Raw genomic sequence first — 17,564 nt, 5'->3', positions numbered from 1 at the left:
GGGGGCGGAAGTCAAGGCGCGTCGTCCCGCCCGAACAGCCACAGCATCCCCGCCCGGTAAGCGTCCGGGGCGTTGGCGGCGTGAGTGCCGCCCTCGATGCGGACCAGGTGCAGACGCCACGGGCGTACGGACTGGCGTTCCCAGTGCGCGAGCCACTGAACGGCCTCGGCCTGAAGGTCGGGACGGTCGCGCGTGCCGCTGGTCACCACAACGCCGAGATCGGCGCGCGTCGCCTCGGCGGCGGGCTCCAGCAGGGACTCGATCCCGGGCGTGATCGAGGGATTGCTGGCGATGCGGCCCCAGAACAGGTCGGGGTCTGTGACGGCGGAGTAGAGCACGAAGGCGCCGCCGCGCGACTGGCCGAACAGCACGCGGCGCTGCGGATTCGAGCGGTAATCCGCCTCGATGCGAGGGATCAGCTCGGATGTCAGGAACCGCTGGAACGCCTCGGCCCCCGCCTGTTCCACGCCGTCGCCGGGAGACTGGAAGTCAATGTTGCGCCGGTTCACCGACGGATCGAACCCGCCATAGGCGATGCCCACCACCAGCGCCTCGGGCAGTTGTTCGTCGTAGTGCAGGAACAGGTGATTGGCGGCCAGGATCGGAAACAGGGAATCCCCGTCGGTCAGATAGACGGTCGGCCAGGTCACGTCCGCCGCCGGGTCGTAGCCCTCGGGATAGCGGACATAGATGTGATAGGGCCGCCCGGTCGCCTCGGAATCGATGCGGAAATAGTCGCCGCGCAGGGCGGACAGGTGATCCAGCGGCGTGACAGCCTCACCCGGTGTCTGGGCAGGCACGGCGACGCCCGTCAGCGACAGAATCAAAACAGCCAGGACAGCGATCAGCCCCGGCGCGCGCATGTCAGTCGTCCCGGTGAACGCGCTCGCGGCGCTCGTGACGCTCCTGGGCCTCGACGCTCAGGGTCGCCGTGGGGCGGGCTTCCAGACGGCCGAGGCCGATGGGCTCGCCCGTCTCCTCGCAATAGCCGTAGGAGCCGTCCTCGATCCGGCGCAGGGCCTCGTCGATCTTGGAGATCAGCTTGCGCTGGCGGTCGCGGGTGCGCAGCTCCAGCGCCCGGTCGGATTCCGAAGACGCCCGATCCACCAGATCGGGATGGTTCTCGGTTTCGGCCTTCAGGTTCACCACAGTGCCCTTGGACTCGCGAAGGATATCGTCCTTCCAGTCCAGCAGCTTATGCTTGAAATAGGCCAGTTGCCGTTCATTCATGAACGGCTCGTCGTCCGATGGACGATACGCCGACTGTTCGGCGGTCATGGTCGCGGTTGCGGTCATCACAAACTCACGCTCGCTCCGAGCGCCCCCCTGCGAAGCGAGTGGACGTATATGGCCCGCGACGAGTCGCCGCAACGGCGTTCTCGCATCCGTGATGGAAAATTCATCAACCGGGCGAAATTCACCGCTTCATCAGGGAAATACCTGAATACTGGCGGTATTTCAGGCGTTGCGGCGCATGTCCGCCTTGGCCAGCTCGACGGCGGCGCGCAGATCGATCTGATCCAGCAGCGCGTTCAGGCCAGGATCGGCGCTGTCGGGGCGCTCCTCGCGCACCGCGCGGGCCAAGGTGTTCAGCACGCCCACGCCGTCCTGACCGGCCAGCATCATCAGCTTCAGTTCGTCCAGCCTGTCCAGCAGCCCGCCGCCCCGGCGCATGGCCCGGCGGCGCCGTTCAGTGGCGTCCTCGACCCCCTGCAGCGCCATCAGGGCCGAGACCCCGGCCACGCCGCCGGCAGCGGACGCGGCGGACGCGGCCCCCGCGCCGGACACGCCGCCGGAAGGCAGGCTGAACGCGCCGCCGGAAGCGCGGGACGTGCGGCTGGATGGGGTCGAGGTCGTGCCCGACGGACCAGTGACCTTCATGAATCGGCGCTCCTGAACATGGCGCGGGAATATGGGGGGCACCATCAAGGGGTTCGCGTCACTGTTTGGTTAACGGCCCGGCAGCATTTGCCCGGCGGGTGAAAGTTCCGCCTCTGCGCTCCCTGTTTTTACTCCGCTTTTCAGTGGCACACATCTGGCATCGCGCTGGGCGAACAGTATCGGAATTCACCCATGCGCATGATCGCCCGCTTCGCAATCGCCGCCTTCGCCGCCGTGGCCGTCGGCTGGAGCGCGCCCGCCCTGGCCCAGTCCCGCATCAAGGACATCGCCTCTGTCGAGGGCGTGCGCACCAACCAGCTGGTGGGCTACGGCCTGGTGGTGGGCCTGAACGGCACCGGCGACTCCCTGCGTAACTCGCCCATGACGCGCCAGTCGCTGGAAGCGATGATGGAACGGCTGGGCGTCAACATCCGGGATGCCAACGCCAACACCAAGAACATCGCTGCGGTCATGGTCACCGCAGACCTGCCGTCGTTCGCCACGGCTGGCTCGCGCATCGACATCAATGTCTCGGCCATGGGCGACGCCAAGAGCCTGCTGGGCGGCACCCTGCTGGTCACCAGCCTCCAGGGCGCGGACGGTCAGGTCTATGCGGTAGCGCAGGGCACGGTGCAGACCGGCTCGGTGTCCGCCGGCGGCGCGTCAGGCTCGTCGGTCACACGCGGCGTGCCCACGTCGGGGCGAATCGCAGGGGGCGCCAGCGTCGAGCTGGAGACCGGCTTCTCCCTGGCTTCCATGAGCGAGCTACGGCTGAACCTGCGCAACCCGGATTTCACCACCGCCCAGCGCGTGGCCCAGGCCATCAACCTGGCCTATCCAGGCACGGCCTTCGCCGACAACGGGGCGGTCATCACCCTGCGCCCGCCGCCCCAGCTGGGCGCCGCCGGCTTCATCAGCCGCATCGAGAACCTGCCCGTCAATGTGGACACGCCCGCCCGAGTCATCATCGACGAGGTCAACGGGGTGATCGTGATGGGCGACGCGGTGCGCGTCTCCACCGTGGCCATCGCCCAGGGCAACCTGACCGTCTCCATCCAGGAGCGCCCCTTCGCCAGCCAACCGGCGCCGTTCAGCGATGGTCAGACGGTGGTCCTGCCCGACACCGAGGTGACCATTGAGGAGGAGCGCGGCCGCCAGATGCGCATCGTGGGCGGGGACACCTCCCTGTCCACCCTGGTCAACGGGCTGAACGCTCTTGGGGTCAGCCCGCGGGACATGATCTCCATCCTGCAGGCCATCCGCGCGGCGGGCGCCCTGCAGGCCGAAATCGAGGTGATGTGATGACCCCCATGGCTCCTTCCGTCGACCTGCTGCGCGGCGCCCCCGGGCTGACGACCCTGTCCGGCGCCGACACAGCCCGCATCCGCCAGACGGCTCAGGATTTCGAGGCCACCTTCCTGGCCCAGATGCTGCGGCCCATGTTCGAGGGCCTGTCCACCGAGGCACCGTTCGGCGGAGGCCACGCAGAAGAGACCTGGCGCGGCTTCCTGATCGACGAAATGGGCAAGCAGATCAGCCGCTCGGGCGGAATCGGCCTGGCCGACCAGGTCATGGCCGAGATGATCCGCATGCAGTCCGGACGATCCACCGGACCCAGCGAAGGAGACGCCGCATGACCCCCGCCGAACACGCCACCCACCTGACCGCCCTGACCGAACGCCTGACCGAACGTCTGGCCGAAGAAACGCGATGTTTCGAGGCGCGTCGCCCCCAGGACGTGGCCGCCGGGGTGGCCGAAACCCAGGAGCTGGCCAACATCTATCGTCGCGAGACGGCTCGGGTGAAGGCGGATCGCGGCCTGCTGCAGGGCCTGCCTGCCGCAGAGCGCGACGCCCTGATCGCCGCGACCCAGGCTTTCGAGGCCGTTCTGGCCCGTCACAATCGCGCGCTTGAAGCCGCAAAGACCATCACCGAGGGCTTGGTCCAGGCCATCGCCCAGGAGGTGGCCGCCGCACGGGCCCAGGGCACGGGCTATGGCGCGGGCGGTCAGGCGGCCGCAGTGGACGGCCGCGCCGTGACCCTGAACCGCAAAGCCTAGCGACGCCAATTCAGCTGGATTCGCGCCCCGTCCCGGCGATGCGTTAACCGCCGGGATTCCGCGCTTGTTTACGACTAACGGCGATACTCGCGGCATGTCGCTGACCCGAAATCTCCTGGGCATGGCCTTCGCGTCCGCCGACCTCCTCGTAGAGGTCGACGAGAAGGGTCGCATTGTGCTCGCCCTCGGCGCAGCGCCCGACGGGATCGACACCGAGAGCCTGAAGGGGCGCCTGCTAGCGAACCTCTTCACCCCTGCATCCGGCGTGGACGTCGCCGGGGCGCTCGCTTCGCGGACACAGGGCCGCACAACGCTTCCGGTTCAGGTGCGATGGGGTGACGCAAGGGTCCGCGATGCGGACCTAAAGCTATTCGGTATGCCGGAGCTGGCCCCGCATTGCTCGTGCGCCATCATCTACCGCGGTGCAACTGCGCCAGCGATGATGGAGGTTGCTGACGGCACCCCGCCGCCTCTGGTGGACGGAGACGGCCTGATCCAGAAGGTGGTCTCCGCCTTCGAAGGCCTGAGCGTGCAGCAGCGCAGCGTGCTGTCCTTCACCTTCGTGGATCTTCCAGGCGTCGAATCCCACGCCGCGGGGCCCGACGGAAAGGCGCTCATGGCCGCCCTATGCAAGCTGCTGCAGTCAGCATCCTGGAACGGCGCCAGCGCCGCGCGCCTGAGCGAGGAACGATACGCCCTTCTCGGCCAGCCTCCGGGCTTGGACGACCTCGGAGAGGATCTGGAACGGCTGCTGGAAGAGCACGGCGCCGAGGTGACGCCGCGCACGTTGTCGGCGCCGGTGCCGCCCACCTCCGATCCCCTGCCCACCCTTCGGGCCCTTCGCCTTGCGCTGGACGGGTTCCTGAAAAAAGGCGCTGACGGCGAGCCGCAGGTGACCTTCACCGCCGCCCTAATGCGCACCATGAAGGATGGCGAACGCCTCCGAACGATCATCGCGGAGCGTACCTTCGACCTGCACTATCAACCCATCGTGGATCTTCAAACCGGCGGCGTGCACCATTTCGAGGCGCTGACCCGCTTCAGCGAAGGCGTCAGTCCGGCCGGCGCCATTCGCATGGCCGAGGAGCTGGCGCTGGTTGTCGAGCTGGACAAGGCGGTGGCGGACAAGGCCATAAGAAAGCTGCACAGCCCGGGGTTCGGTTTGATCAGGATCGCCGTCAACGTATCGGCCAACGCCCTGGAATCCGACGATTACGCGGATCGGGTGCTGGCCATGACAGCGGACCGTCCCGAGGTCCGCAAGCGTCTGCTGGTGGAAGTGACGGAAACGGGCGCGCTGAACGACGCAGCGGCCGCAAACACGCGTCTGGCCCGCCTGCGGGAAGCAGGAATTCAGGTCTGCATCGACGACTTTGGCGCCGGCAGCGCCTCATTCGATTATCTCCGCTCCCTGTCCATAGACATCGTCAAGATTGACGGCTGTTTCGTGAAGGCGCTGGCCGGGGGCGGGAAGGAAACCACCATGGTCCGCCATCTGGTGAAGCTGTGCAGCGACCTGAACATCGCCACGATCGCCGAGATGGTCGAGACCGAGGAAGTGGCAAACACCCTGCGTGGTCTGGGCGTTCACTATGCGCAGGGCTACCTGTTCGGCAAACCGGAGAGAGAACCGCGCATTCGTCTCGAGCAGAAGCCTGCCAGGCGCATGGGCATGGCCGAGGGCTGGGGCTAGGCTGCTGCAAGCGGCAACGTCACAGCGCGAGTCACGCCAATCTTTTCGAGAAAGAGCAGGTCGTGGCTGACCACCGCCAGGGCGCCGTCATAGGCAGTCAGCGCCGCCTCCACCGCCGCGACGGAGTCGAGATCCAGGTGGTTCGTGGGCTCGTCGAGAATCAGCAACTGCGGCGGCCGGGCCCCGGTCATGACGCAGGCGAGAGCCGCCCGCAGGCGCTCCCCGCCTGACAGGCTCCCGGCGACACGCCGGGCCTCCACATTGCGGAACAGGAACCGGGCCAGGGCGGCGTGGGCGTCATTGGACGAGCCTTCAGGGTTCAGGCGCCGCCAGGCGTCGATCAGGGTCTCGTCGGGTTGCAGGAGCGCGGCGTCCTGATCCAGCAAGGCGGCCCGCACAGGACGACGCACAACGCCCGACGTGGGCTCCAGCGCGCCGGCCATCAGCTTCAGCAGGGTCGTCTTGCCCGCGCCATTCGGCCCCGTGATCGCAACCCGTTCAGGGCCGGTGAGGCGCAGCGAAACGGGACCGACAGTCGCCGCTCGCCCGCTCTCGGCCGGCGCGGCGAAATCAAACCGCGCGTCCTGCAACTCCAGCACCACCTTGCCCGGAGCCAGGCCTGTCGAGGGCATGGGGATGCGCATGAGGCGAGCCTGCTCCACCCGCTCACGGGCGGCCTCCAGTTCGATGCGGGCCTGATCCTGCCGCCGTTCGGCAAGACGGCGCGCCTTGCCCCCCGTATCCTGGGCCCGGTCCGCCCGCAGGCCCAGATCAATGCGCGGCATGCTGCCTGACGCGGCGAAGCGTCGACCCGCCGCGTCGCGGCGGGCCTTCTTCTCGGCTTCGCGCTGGGCCTCCTGCGCCACCCGCGACGCGGCGCGTTCGGCGGTGTCCAGCTCTCGCTCGGCCGCCGCGCGCTCGGCCGCCTTTCGCTCCGTGTAGAGGTCCCAGTTCCCGCCATAGGTCGCCGCGCCCAGGCTGGACAGCTCCACAATGCGGTCCACGCGGCCCAGCAGGGTGCGGTCATGGCTGACCACCACCGCGCCGCCCTCCCATCGCTCCAGCACGCCTGCGATCAGACCGCGCCCCTCGGCGTCCATATGGTTGGTGGGTTCGTCCAGCAGGATCAGGTCGGGCCGGGCCAGCAGCAAACCGGCCAGACGCAGGCGGGTCTGTTCGCCGCCGCTGAGGCTCGCCGTCCTGCGGTGCAGGTCGAGACCGGACAGGCCGACCTGGGCCAGGGCCTCGTTCAGCCGGTCGTCCAGCGTCCAGTCCGCCTCGCCCATATCCGATACGGAGCCCTCGCCCGCCAGCACGCGCCGCAGCACCGCCAGCGGACGTGCGACGCCAAGGGTGTCGGCGACCGCTTCACCGGGCGCGGGGTCATACCTCTGGTCCAGCACGCCGATGGTCCCGGCGCGCGACGCAGCGCCCTCGGCGGGCGGCTGCGTTCCGGCGATCAGGCGCATAAGCGTGGACTTGCCAACGCCGTTCCTGCCCACCAAACCGGTGCGCTCACGGCCGAAGGCCAGGGTCAGATTGTCGAAGAGAGTGTTTCCGTCAGGCGTTCGGGCGGCGACGCTGTCGAGCGTCACGAATGCGGACGGGAACGGGCTTGGGACGAAGCGCGACATAGCCGATGAGCAGCGAAAGGGCGGAAAGGGCGAAACCGATTTCCAGCGCGCTGATCATGGTCGTGTCTCCTTCTGAAGCTTGAGATTTGGAATATAGGTACGAAATGTCCGCTTCGCCAAGTCAGGTTCCGCTTCACGACCTCGTCAGGGCGTTCGGCCGCATCGGGCTGATCAGCTTCGGCGGGCCCGCGGGCCAGATCGCCCTGATGCACCGGGTGGTCGTGGATGAGCGCAAATGGTTGGACGAGGGCCAGTATCTGCGGGCCCTGAACTTCTGCACCCTGCTGCCGGGTCCGGAGGCGCAGCAGCTGGCCACCTATGTGGGTTGGCGCCTGCACGGGGTGGCCGGGGGACTGGTCGCGGGCGGGCTGTTCGTCCTGCCGGGCGCGGCGGTGATCCTGGGGCTGTCGATCCTGTACGCCTATGCGGCGGACCTTACCTGGGTCCAGGGCGCGTTCTTCGGCGTCAAGGCGGCGGTGCTGGCCATCATCCTGCAGGCGCTGGTCCGCCTCGCCCGGCGGGCGCTGGACACGGGGCTCAAGCGCGGACTGGCGCTCGCGGCGTTCGGCCTGCTGTTCCTCTTCAACGCCCCCTTCCCCGCCGTGATTCTCGGCGCGGCCCTGATCGGCGCCCTGTTCGCGGCGGCGCCGATCACCGAGCCGACGTCGGACGCAGAGCCCCGACCGCGAAAGCGCGACATGGCGTGGCGAACCGGGCGCGCCGTCGCCGTCTGGGGCGCGATCTGGGCCGCGCCGGCGCTGGCGATCCTGCTGGTGCTGGGACCGGACCATGTGCTGATGGACATCGCCGCCTTCTTCTCGAAGCTGGCGGTGGTCACCTTCGGCGGCGCCTATGCGGTGCTGGCCTATATGGCGCAGGAGGCGGTGCAGAACCACGGCTGGCTGGACGCGGGCCAGATGGCCGACGGCCTGGGTCTGGCCGAGACCACGCCCGGCCCCCTGATTCTGGTGACCCAGTTCGTGGGCTTTCTGGCGGCCTTCCGCTTTCCCGAGCCGTTCACGCCCCTGCTGGCCGGGATCATCGGCGCCGGGTTGGCCACCTGGATGACCTTCGCGCCCTGCTTTCTCTGGATCTTCGCCCTGGCGCCCTGGATCGAGCGGCTGGAGCACGCCCGGCGGCTGCAGGCGGCCCTGTCCGGGGTGACGGCGGCGGTGGTCGGGGTGATCGCCAATCTGGGCCTGTGGTTCGCCCTCCACGTACTGTTCGACCAGACGCGGCGGGTCCAGACCGGGCCGCTGGACATGACCGTGCCGGTGCTGGCGGGCGTCCAGCCCATGGCCTTGATGCTGGCCGCCGTCGCCGCCGTCGCCCTTATCCGCTTCAGGCTGGGGATCATGACCGTGCTGGCCGGCGCGGTCGCAGCGGGCGTGGCGCTGCAGGCGGTCGCATAGCGCCGCCCCAGCCCCTATCTTCCCTCCATGACCGCCAGTCCCGCCCAGACCGAAGCCGAACACCGCGCCCGGCGCGAGGCCGCCACCGCGCGGCTGCGGTCCGGGACGGGCATCGACGAAGCCATGATCGATGGGCTGGTGGAAGGCTTCTATGGCCGGGTGCGCGATGACGCCCTGATCGGGCCGATCTTTGCGGCGCGGGTTGAGGACTGGGCCCCGCACCTGCATCAGATGAAGCTGTTCTGGTCCTCTGTGGCGCTGTCGACCGGCGTCTATCAGGGGCGGCCGATGCCCAAGCACCTGCCCCTGCCCATCGACGCACGGCATTTCGACCGCTGGCTGGAGCTGTTTCGGGAGACCGCCCACGACCTGTGCCCGCCCGTCGCCGCCGCCCACTTCATCGAGCGCGCAGAGCGCATCGCCCAGAGCCTTGAGCTGGGCGTGGCCTCGGCCAACGGCGTGATCGTGGGGCCGGGCGAGCGCTATGTGATGCCGACGCAGGCCTGGACGCCGGAGGGCGGCTAGCGGTCCTCGCGGGTGTGGAAGATGCGGGTGACGAGGACGCGGTTCTGCTCAACCCGATAGGTCACCATATAGCCGGCGTCGCCGAACGGCACGAACAACTCGTGGCCGCCGTTCCGGATCGGCGTCCTCAAGGGCATCTCGGCAAGCGATCGAAGGGCCCCTTTCAGCGTCTCGCCCATTCGCTAACTGGCCGAAGGCGAATGGACCGCCAGAAATCGCGCCAGGCGGATCAGGTCCGCCTCAGCCTTGGGGAGCACCACGACCTGCCAGGTCAAGCGCGCTTGGCGAGGTTGCGCTTGAGTTCAGCGTCAAAGGCGGCAAGAGCGTCTTCGAGCGGTATCGTCTCACCCGTCCGCTGATACTCGGCCCAGCGTCGAGCCTCCTCGCCGTCCTCCATCGCCTGCTCCAGCGCCTGAAGGAGATAGGTCTCCGGATCGACGCCCGACGCCTCGGCCGCCGCCCTCAGGCGCCGGGCCTGATCCTCGTTGAGGTGGATATCGAAACCGTCGGCCATGATCAACGATACCCCACGGCTTGAACCGCCGCAATGTTCCCACATTGTTCTTGCTGAATCACGCGGATTGATCCCCATATAGGGCCGTCGCGTATCTGTTCCGGCTGAACCTTCCCCGCATCTGACGGCTTATTCCCTCGCATGACCGACAAGCACGATTTCATCCGCGTTCGCGGCGCCCGCGAGCACAATCTCAAGGGCGTGGACGTGGACATTCCGCGCGGCAAGCTGGTGGTGCTCACCGGCCTGTCCGGGTCGGGCAAGTCGTCGCTGGCGTTCGACACCATCTATGCGGAGGGTCAGCGGCGCTATGTGGAGAGCCTGTCGGCCTATGCGCGACAGTTTCTGGAGCTGATGGGCAAGCCGGACGTGGACCTGATCGAGGGCCTGTCGCCGGCCATCTCCATCGAACAGAAGACCACCTCCAAGAACCCCCGCTCCACCGTCGGCACGGTGACAGAGATCCACGACTACATGCGCCTGCTGTGGGCGCGGGTGGGCGTGCCCTATTCGCCGGCCACCGGCCTGCCCATCGAGAGCCAGACCGTCAGCCAGATGGTGGACAAGCTGACCGCCCTGCCCGAGGGTGAGCGGCTGTACCTGCTGGCCCCCGTGGTGCGCGGTCGCAAGGGCGAGTACCGCAAGGAGCTGGCTGAGTGGCAGCGCCAGGGCTACCAGCGGGTCAAGATCGACGGCGTCTTCCACGCCATCGAGGACGCCCCCACGCTCGACAAGAAGTTCAAGCACGACATCGACATCGTGGTGGACCGGCTGGTCACCAAGAACGGGCTGGAAAGCCGCTACGCTGACAGCATCCAGACCGCGCTGAATCTGGCCGACGGCCTGGCCACGGCGGAATGGGCGGATGTGAAGGAGGGCGAGACGGAGCCGCGCCGGATCATCTTCTCCGAGCGTTTCGCCTGCCCGGTGTCGGGCTTCACCATCAGCGAGATCGAGCCGCGGCTGTTCTCGTTCAACAACCCGTTCGGCGCCTGCCCGGCCTGTGACGGGCTGGGGGTCAAGCTGGCGTTCGACGCCGATCTGGTGGTGCCGGATCGGGACAAGACCCTGCACAAGGGGGCGGTGGCGCCGTGGGCGCGCGGCCCCTCACCGCTCTACACCCAGACCCTGCAGTCGCTGTCGCGACACTTCGGCTTTTCCATGGATGTGGCCTGGCGCGACCTGCCGCAGCAGGCCCAGGACGTGATCCTTCACGGGACGAAGGAGAAGGTGAAGTTCACCTACGACGACAACGCCCGGAAGTACGAGGTGGCCAAGGCGTTCGAGGGCGTGGTGCCGAACCTTGAGCGGCGCTGGCGCGAGACGGACTCGGCCTGGGTGCGCGAGGAGCTGGGCCGCTATCAGTCCGAGACCCCGTGCGAGGCGTGCGGCGGCAAGCGCCTGAAGCCCGAGGCTCTGGCGGTCAAGGTGGGCGGCGAGGACATCGCCGACATCTCGGCCCTGTCCATATCGAAGGCGCACCTGTGGTTCACCACCCTGGACGACAGCCTGACCGACAAGCAGATGGAGATCGCCCGGCGGATCCTGAAGGAGATCAACGACCGGCTCGGCTTCCTGAACAATGTGGGGCTGGACTATCTGAACCTGTCGCGCGCGTCGGCCACCCTGTCGGGCGGCGAGAGCCAGCGCATCCGACTGGCGTCACAGATCGGCTCGGGCCTGACCGGGGTGCTGTACGTGCTGGACGAGCCGTCCATCGGCCTGCACCAGCGCGACAACACCCGGCTGCTGGAAAGCCTGCGCGGCCTGCGGGACCTGGGCAATTCGGTGCTGGTGGTCGAGCACGATGAAGAAGCCATCATGACCGCCGACCATGTCATCGACATGGGGCCGGCAGCGGGCGTGCACGGCGGCGAGGTCTGCGCCGAGGGCACCCCGGCCGAGGTCATGGCCAACGGCAAGAGCCTCACCGCCAAATACCTGACCGGCGAACGCGAGATCGAGCTGCCTCCCGAGGGCCGCCGCCCCATCAACCGCAAGAAGATGCTGAAGATCACCGGCGCCACCGGCAACAATCTGAAGAACGTGACCGGTGAGATCCCCGTGGGCGTGTTCACCTGCATCACGGGCGTGTCCGGCGGCGGCAAGTCCACCTTCACCATCGAGACCCTGTACAAGGCGGCGGCCCGCCGGCTGCACAACGCGTCGGACGCGCCCGCCCACTTTGACCGCATCGAGGGGCTGGAGCATTTCGACAAGGTCATCGACATCGACCAGAGCCCTATCGGGCGCACCCCGCGCTCGAACCCCGCCACCTACACCGGCGCCTTCGGCCCCATCCGCGACTGGTACGCAGGCCTGCCGGAGTCCAAGGCGCGCGGCTATGGCCCGGGCCGGTTCAGCTTCAACGTCAAGGGCGGGCGCTGCGAGGCGTGTCAGGGCGACGGCCTGATCAAGATCGAGATGCACTTCCTGCCGGACGTCTACGTCACCTGCGACGTCTGCAAGGGCAAACGCTACAACCGCGAAACCCTCGAGATCGTGTTCAAGGGCAAGTCCATCTCCGACGTGCTGGACATGACGGTCGAGGAGGCGGCGACCTTCTTCAAGGCCGTGCCGCCCATCCGCGACCGCATGCAGACGCTGGAGCGGGTCGGTCTGGGCTACGTCAAGGTGGGCCAGCCGGCCACGACCCTGTCAGGCGGCGAGGCCCAGCGGGTCAAGCTGTCCAAGGAGCTGTCGAAACGGGCCACGGGCAAGACCCTGTACATCCTCGACGAGCCCACCACCGGCCTGCACTTCGAGGACACCCGCAAGCTGCTGGAGGTGCTGCAGGAGCTGGTGGAGCACGGCAACACCATCGTGGTGATCGAGCACAATCTGGATGTGATCAAGGTGGCCGACTGGCTGCTGGACTTCGGCCCGGAGGGCGGCGACGGCGGCGGCGAGATCGTGGCCAAGGGCACCCCCGAACAGGTCGCGGCCGATCCGAAGAGCTGGACCGGGAAGTACCTCAAGGAAATGCTGGATCGCCACGAGACGCGTCGGCTGGCGCGGGTGAAGGCGGCGGTCGAAGCCGCTGCCCCGCCCCAGAAAAAGGCCCGCGCTAAGGCGCGGGCCTGATCTGGCCTTACAGCGACGGCGCAGGCTCGACGGCCAGCGGGGCGCCGCCGCCACGAATGTCACGGTACGCGGCGGCGTAGGGGGCCATGAAGATGGCGAGGCTCAGCGCAGATATGACGCTGTTGCTGAGGATATAGATGATGATGGCCGGGCCCATGGCGCTCATGATCTGACCGAAATCCGCGCCCTGCATGGCGGCAAGTTCACTGATGTTCCCGGTGAAGAACATCAACGGCAGGATGATGATGGAGGCCAGGATCGACACCACGATGGCCATGACGATGATGATCAGGGTCATGCCGAACAGGGGCAGCGCCTTGCCCTTGGTCATGTTCCAGGAATCGAAGATGGCGAAACGCCGCTCGGCCACGGTGATGGGCAGGGCCAGGCAGAACCGCACGGCCAGCCAGAAGAACGCCGCCACCGCCACCAGCATCAGCACCAAGCCCACCAGACCGCCCGCATCCCCCGCCGCCACGCTGGCCAGGCCAGCCAGAACGCCGGCCAGACCGAAAATGATCAGACTGGCAAGGAAGGCCAGGACGCTAAGCACGACCGTCACCACGAACACGCGAACCTCGTCCATGCCCAGGCGCATATAGCCGAAACCCTTCTCCTCGGGCCTCAGCACCACACGCAGGGCGGCCGTGTAGAGCACCGCACTGAACACCAGCGCCAGAGGCATGATCCACATGACCCCCGCATAGGCGGCCCACAGCGGCGCGAAATCCTCGGGCGTGGGATTGGTGACGCCCTGCAACTCGGTCGCCGTCGCCATCAGGGCGATGAAGGATCCCCCCATCAAGGCCAGAACCACAGCCATGAAGAGAATGTAGGCCGCAGCCCAGATAAGAATGGTCAGGGGCGTACGCCGGGCCACGCGGAAGCCCTCGAACGCGCACTCTGTTGCCGAAAACGCCATATCGCCCTCCCAAGGCATAAATCAGGGGAAATCCTTAGCGCGCGAAGGCCGCGTCGTCATGCCGTTTCCTGTTCAAGGATTGTGACGCTAGAACCCCCGCCATGAGCACCTCTCCCTCCCCAGTACACATCATCGGCGGCGGCCTGGCCGGTTCGGAAGCGGCCTGGCAGATCGCCAGTGCGGGCGTCCCCGTCATCCTGCATGAAATGCGGCGTGACGGTGTGCGCACCGACGCGCACCACACCGACGGCCTGGCCGAACTGGTCTGCTCCAACTCGTTCCGGTCGGACGACTGGGAGTACAACGCCGTGGGCCTGCTGCACGCCGAGATGCGGGCGCTGGATTCGGTGATCATGGCCTGCGGCGACGCCAATCAGGTGCCGGCTGGCGGGGCCCTGGCGGTGGACCGCGACGGCTTTTCCCAGGCCGTGACCGCGAAGCTGGAGGCCCATCCGCTGATCACCCTCGTGCGCGAGGAGATCGCAGGCCTGCCGCCGGAAAACTGGGACAATGTCATCGTGGCCACCGGGCCGCTGACCTCGCCCGCCCTGGCCGACGCCATCCTCAAGACCACGGGCGAGGAGAGCCTCAGCTTCTTCGACGCCATCGCGCCCATCGTCCACGCCGAGAGCATCGACTTCGACATCGCCTGGCGTCAGTCGCGCTATGACAAGGCGGGGCCGGGGGGCGACGCGGCGGCCTATGTGAACTGCCCCATGGACAAGGCGCAGTATGACGCCTTCATCGACGCCCTGTTGGGCGGCCCCAAGACCGAGTTCAAGGAGTGGGAGAACGTCCCCTATTTCGACGGCTGCCTGCCCATCGAGGTGATGGCCGAGCGCGGCCGCGAGACCCTGCGCCACGGCCCCATGAAACCGGTGGGGCTGACCAATCCGCGCGACCCCATGGTCAAGGCCCACGCCATCGTCCAGCTGCGGCAGGACAATGCGCTGGGCACCCTGTTCAACATGGTGGGCTTCCAGACCAAGCTGAAATACGGTGCCCAGACCGACATCTTCCGCATGATCCCCGGCCTGCAGAACGCCCAGTTCGCGCGGCTGGGCGGGCTGCACCGCAACACCTTCCTGAACAGCCCCAAACTGCTGGACCGGCAACTACGACTTAAGGCCATGCCGCGCCTGCGCTTCGCCGGGCAGGTGACGGGGGTGGAGGGCTATGTGGAAAGCGCCGCCATGGGCCTGCTGACCGGCCGTCTGGCCGCGGCGCAGGCGCTGGGCCGCGATCTGGTCCCCCCGCCGCCGGAGACGGCCATGGGCGCCCTGGTGGAGCACATCACCGGCGGGCATCTGGAGGGGTCGAAGTTCCAGCCCATGAACATCAACTATGGCCTGTTGCCGCCGCTGGAGGCGCCGCGCGTGGACGCCGACGGCAAGAAGATTCCGCCCAAGGACCGGGGCCGGGCCAAGAAGCGGCTGATGAGCGTGCGGGCGCTGGAGGCGCTGAAGAGCTGGCGGGACGCGGCGTCCGTCCGGTGATAGACTGGCCCCATGGCCTTTCACGCCTGTCCTCGCGAGACTGAGGTCGCCGCCGCTCCGGCTGGAACGGCGGCTGTGGCCGTCGATCACCCGCTGGTCTGCGCCATCAATCATGACAAGGACCGCGAGCGGGACGGACGCACCACGGTCGTGGTGATGCAGCCCTTCGCCTACGAACAGCCGTCAACGGGCCGCTGGATCTGGGTGCCCGCAGGCTATGTTACTGATTTTGCATCCATTCCGCGCGTGGGGCGCTGGCTGATCCCGCCGTTCGGGCGTCACGCCATCGCGGCGGTGGTCCACGACTGGCTGTACTCGGTGGGCGAGCCGGGTCAGCGCGACGCGGCCGACGACATTTTCAACGAGGCGCTCACGGAACTGGGCGTGGACCCGGCGCGGCGCGGCGTCATGCACGCTGCGGTGCGCGGCTTCGGCGCCGGAGGCTATGAGCGGGCGGAGGCGCTGTGGGGGCGCAGCTTCATGGACTGGCGGACGGGAGACTGGCTGGACCCTCCCGCCGGTCGTGACGCCTTCTTCGGCGACGGCGACCCGGCCATCATCGAGCGCATCCGCAACCAGGCGCCCGCAAACTGCGATTTCAGACTCTGACGCTGCGAAAAAAGAGTGTCCGAATTGTCTGAATTGTTGAAATCGCCTCCTGACCGCTGGTGACGTTCCCATCATAGGGCCTGCGAAACCCGGGGGGCGGAAACGCCTAGATGCGCCCCCGCAAGACCGCCCATGTCAGGCGCAGACGTTTGAGCGGTTCGGGCGCGGCGTGGTCGGTCAGAGCGGCGTGAGCGACAGCGGGAAAGGCGGCGGCGGGCAAGGATTTCAGCGCCCGGTTGGCTTCGGCCCGCAGAGCGTTCGCCTCGTCGGCGCGGCCCGTCTGGGACAGGCCCCGCATGCGCCCGGCAGGCGCGACCGCCGCTTCATGGCCAAGCCCGGCCAGAATTCGCGCCGCCGCCTGCATGGGCCCCACATAGAAGGCGTCCAGATCATGAGGCTCGTCGTGGACGCGGCCGATGTGAGCCTCGATCAGAGCATCGAGCGGCGCGCGATCCAGACCGTGTCGGACAGCGACGGCGGACAGGGCCTCCAGCACCGGGTGACCCTTGCGCGGCTCACCGGCGAACAGGCCGTCCATCTGGTCCCCCCACCAGGTGAAGCGCATCTCGGCCAGCAGCGGCTGGGTGACCTTCGACGGGATCGCCATCAGTTCCGCCTCGAAGGCGTAGAGCGCGATCAGGTCGGCGCGCCGGTCCGCGTCGGCCACGAAGCGGCTGGACAGCCAGCGGTCCGGATCCGCCGCGCGCACCTGACCGTCCAGCAGGTCGCGGCGGTCGGTCATGAAGCGATCAGGCCTTGGAGCCCATACCCAGCTTGATCGGCGTGGCCTCCTCGTCCGCCTCGTCGCCGCGCTTGGCGCCCCACAGCAGGATCAGCGGCGCGGCGATGTAGATGGAGGAATAGGTGCCGATGATGACGCCGAAGATCATGGCCCAGGCGAAGCTGGCCAGCACCGCGCCGCCCAGCAGGGCGATGGCCAGCAGACCCAGGATGGTGGTCAGGCCGGTCATGATGGTGCGCGACAGGGTCTCGTTCAGCGACAGGTCGATCACGTCGGCCAGCGGCATCTTCTTGTACTTGCGAAGGTTCTCACGCAGGCGGTCGCACACCACCACGGTGTCGTTCATGGAGTAGCCGATGATGGTCAGGACCGCGGCCACGCTGACCAGGGTGAATTCCATGCCCGTGATGGCGAAAAGGCCGAAGGTCAGGATCACGTCATGCAGCAGGCCCACGAGGGCGCCCACGCCGAAGGTCCACTGGAAGCGGAACCAGATGTAGGCCAGCATCATCAGCATGGCCACGCCCAGCGCCATGACCCCGTTGGTCAGAAGCTCCTGGGACACCTGGCCGCTGACGGCCTCGGTGCGGGTCACCTCGATGGAGGGCTGCACCTCGGTCAGGGTCGCCTGAACCGCGCGCAGCACCTCGCCGGGATCGCCCTCCGGGGTCTGGAAGCGGATCAGGGCGTCACTGGGAGAGCCGAACGCCTGCACCTGGACATCGCGCAGATCCATGGCGTTCAGACCGTCGCGGATGCCGGGGATGTCGGCGGCCTCCGGCGCGGCGGTGATCTCGACCACCAGACCGCCCGAGAAATCCACGCCGCAGTTCAGACCGCCGCACGGCGGGGTCAGCGGCCACAGGGTAAGGAACAGCGAGGCGATCACCGCAATCACCGACAGCACGCCCATGATGGGCGCGTATTTGACGAACTTCAGGTTCGTCTTGTCGGGGAGCAGCTTGATGAAGGGCCAGAATTTCATGGGTGCGC

Annotated in this window: 19 protein-coding genes; 9 read left to right on the top strand and 10 right to left on the bottom strand. The window is 67.7% G+C overall.

Annotated features, from left to right (window positions below):
* Positions 1-11: 11 nt before the first annotated feature.
* From ACK4FB_RS12365 to ACK4FB_RS12355, 3 genes are all read right to left on the bottom strand, one after another.
* Positions 12-863, bottom strand: coding sequence for an alpha/beta hydrolase (locus ACK4FB_RS12365; protein WP_409752641.1), 852 nt, complete (start codon positions 861-863; stop codon positions 12-14).
* A 1-nt stretch (position 864) separates the two neighbouring features.
* The gene (gene dksA / locus ACK4FB_RS12360; protein WP_409752638.1) at positions 865-1,296 is read right to left on the bottom strand and encodes an RNA polymerase-binding protein DksA; all 432 of its coding nucleotides are present in this window, start codon (positions 1,294-1,296) and stop codon (positions 865-867) included.
* 162 nt (positions 1,297-1,458) lie between these two features.
* Entirely contained in the window at positions 1,459-1,881 is a 423-nt protein-coding gene (locus ACK4FB_RS12355; protein ID WP_409752635.1) for a flagellar assembly protein FliX, read from the bottom strand.
* A gap of 198 nt (positions 1,882-2,079) precedes the next feature.
* On the opposite strand from ACK4FB_RS12355, the gene ACK4FB_RS12350 reads away from it, so the two are divergent.
* The 4 genes from ACK4FB_RS12350 (at position 2,080) to ACK4FB_RS12335 (ending at position 5,633) form a co-directional block, all read left to right on the top strand.
* Entirely contained in the window at positions 2,080-3,183 is a 1,104-nt protein-coding gene (locus ACK4FB_RS12350) for a flagellar basal body P-ring protein FlgI (RefSeq protein WP_409752711.1), read from the top strand.
* 8 nt (positions 3,184-3,191) lie between these two features.
* On the top strand, positions 3,192-3,518 hold the full coding sequence (locus tag ACK4FB_RS12345; RefSeq protein ID WP_409752633.1) for a rod-binding protein: 327 nt from the start codon (positions 3,192-3,194) through the stop codon (positions 3,516-3,518).
* Complete coding sequence (locus tag ACK4FB_RS12340; RefSeq protein ID WP_409752630.1) at positions 3,515-3,940, top strand: flagellar basal-body protein FlbY; 426 nt, start codon at positions 3,515-3,517, stop codon at positions 3,938-3,940. The genes ACK4FB_RS12345 and ACK4FB_RS12340 overlap by 4 nt, the downstream gene beginning before the upstream one ends.
* 94 nt (positions 3,941-4,034) lie before the next feature.
* On the top strand, positions 4,035-5,633 hold the full coding sequence (locus tag ACK4FB_RS12335) for an EAL domain-containing protein (protein WP_409752627.1): 1,599 nt from the start codon (positions 4,035-4,037) through the stop codon (positions 5,631-5,633).
* Here the strand turns inward: ACK4FB_RS12335 and ACK4FB_RS12330 are convergent.
* On the bottom strand, positions 5,630-7,228 hold the full coding sequence (locus tag ACK4FB_RS12330; RefSeq protein WP_409752624.1) for an ABC-F family ATP-binding cassette domain-containing protein: 1,599 nt from the start codon (positions 7,226-7,228) through the stop codon (positions 5,630-5,632). The two genes, ACK4FB_RS12335 and ACK4FB_RS12330, sit on opposite strands and share 4 nt — an antisense overlap.
* The gene (locus tag ACK4FB_RS12325; protein WP_255552796.1) at positions 7,194-7,325 is read right to left on the bottom strand and encodes a hypothetical protein; all 132 of its coding nucleotides are present in this window, start codon (positions 7,323-7,325) and stop codon (positions 7,194-7,196) included. The genes ACK4FB_RS12330 and ACK4FB_RS12325 overlap by 35 nt, the downstream gene beginning before the upstream one ends.
* 46 nt (positions 7,326-7,371) lie before the next feature.
* On the opposite strand from ACK4FB_RS12325, the gene chrA reads away from it, so the two are divergent.
* Together chrA and ACK4FB_RS12315 are read left to right on the top strand one after the other, a co-directional pair.
* Complete coding sequence (chrA, locus tag ACK4FB_RS12320) at positions 7,372-8,679, top strand: chromate efflux transporter (protein ID WP_409752621.1); 1,308 nt, start codon at positions 7,372-7,374, stop codon at positions 8,677-8,679.
* A 27-nt stretch (positions 8,680-8,706) separates the two neighbouring features.
* Positions 8,707-9,204 (top strand): group III truncated hemoglobin, encoded by a 498-nt coding sequence (locus tag ACK4FB_RS12315; protein WP_409752618.1) that lies wholly within the window; start codon positions 8,707-8,709, stop codon positions 9,202-9,204.
* Here ACK4FB_RS12315 and ACK4FB_RS12310 read toward each other — a convergent pair.
* A complete protein-coding gene (locus ACK4FB_RS12310) occupies positions 9,201-9,383 on the bottom strand; it encodes a type II toxin-antitoxin system RelE/ParE family toxin (protein ID WP_409752615.1) in 183 nt (60 codons plus the stop codon). The genes ACK4FB_RS12315 and ACK4FB_RS12310 overlap by 4 nt on opposite strands.
* Positions 9,384-9,475: 92 nt before the next feature.
* A complete protein-coding gene (locus tag ACK4FB_RS12305) occupies positions 9,476-9,718 on the bottom strand; it encodes a hypothetical protein (protein ID WP_409752612.1) in 243 nt (80 codons plus the stop codon).
* Between the two features lie 141 nt (positions 9,719-9,859).
* On the opposite strand from ACK4FB_RS12305, the gene uvrA reads away from it, so the two are divergent.
* Positions 9,860-12,802 carry an excinuclease ABC subunit UvrA gene (uvrA, locus tag ACK4FB_RS12300; protein WP_409752609.1) on the top strand — a complete coding sequence of 981 codons (2,943 nt, stop codon included), beginning with the start codon at positions 9,860-9,862 and terminating at the stop codon, positions 12,800-12,802.
* A gap of 7 nt (positions 12,803-12,809) precedes the next feature.
* On the opposite strand, the gene ACK4FB_RS12295 is transcribed toward uvrA, so the two are convergent.
* A complete protein-coding gene (locus tag ACK4FB_RS12295) occupies positions 12,810-13,724 on the bottom strand; it encodes a hypothetical protein (protein WP_409752606.1) in 915 nt (304 codons plus the stop codon).
* 101 nt (positions 13,725-13,825) lie between these two features.
* On the opposite strand from ACK4FB_RS12295, the gene trmFO reads away from it, so the two are divergent.
* Together trmFO and ACK4FB_RS12285 are read left to right on the top strand one after the other, a co-directional pair.
* The gene (trmFO, locus tag ACK4FB_RS12290; RefSeq protein ID WP_409752603.1) at positions 13,826-15,220 is read left to right on the top strand and encodes a methylenetetrahydrofolate--tRNA-(uracil(54)-C(5))-methyltransferase (FADH(2)-oxidizing) TrmFO; all 1,395 of its coding nucleotides are present in this window, start codon (positions 13,826-13,828) and stop codon (positions 15,218-15,220) included.
* 12 nt (positions 15,221-15,232) lie between these two features.
* On the top strand, positions 15,233-15,829 hold the full coding sequence (locus ACK4FB_RS12285; protein WP_409752600.1) for a DUF1353 domain-containing protein: 597 nt from the start codon (positions 15,233-15,235) through the stop codon (positions 15,827-15,829).
* A 106-nt stretch (positions 15,830-15,935) separates the two neighbouring features.
* Here the strand turns inward: ACK4FB_RS12285 and ACK4FB_RS12280 are convergent, their stop codons facing one another.
* Both ACK4FB_RS12280 and secF read right to left on the bottom strand, forming a co-directional pair.
* Positions 15,936-16,571 carry a squalene/phytoene synthase family protein gene (locus ACK4FB_RS12280; protein ID WP_409752597.1) on the bottom strand — a complete coding sequence of 212 codons (636 nt, stop codon included), beginning with the start codon at positions 16,569-16,571 and terminating at the stop codon, positions 15,936-15,938.
* Between the two features lie 7 nt (positions 16,572-16,578).
* A complete protein-coding gene (secF, locus tag ACK4FB_RS12275; protein ID WP_409752594.1) occupies positions 16,579-17,556 on the bottom strand; it encodes a protein translocase subunit SecF in 978 nt (325 codons plus the stop codon).
* Between the last annotated feature and the right edge of the window lie 8 nt (positions 17,557-17,564).

Origin of the sequence: Brevundimonas sp. (assembly GCF_046299535.1) — a bacterium.
In the GTDB taxonomy this organism is placed as follows: Bacteria; Pseudomonadota; Alphaproteobacteria; order Caulobacterales; family Caulobacteraceae; genus Brevundimonas.
The sequence above is the reverse complement of the archived record's forward strand: the minus strand, read 5'-3'. Positions and strand labels throughout refer to the sequence as shown.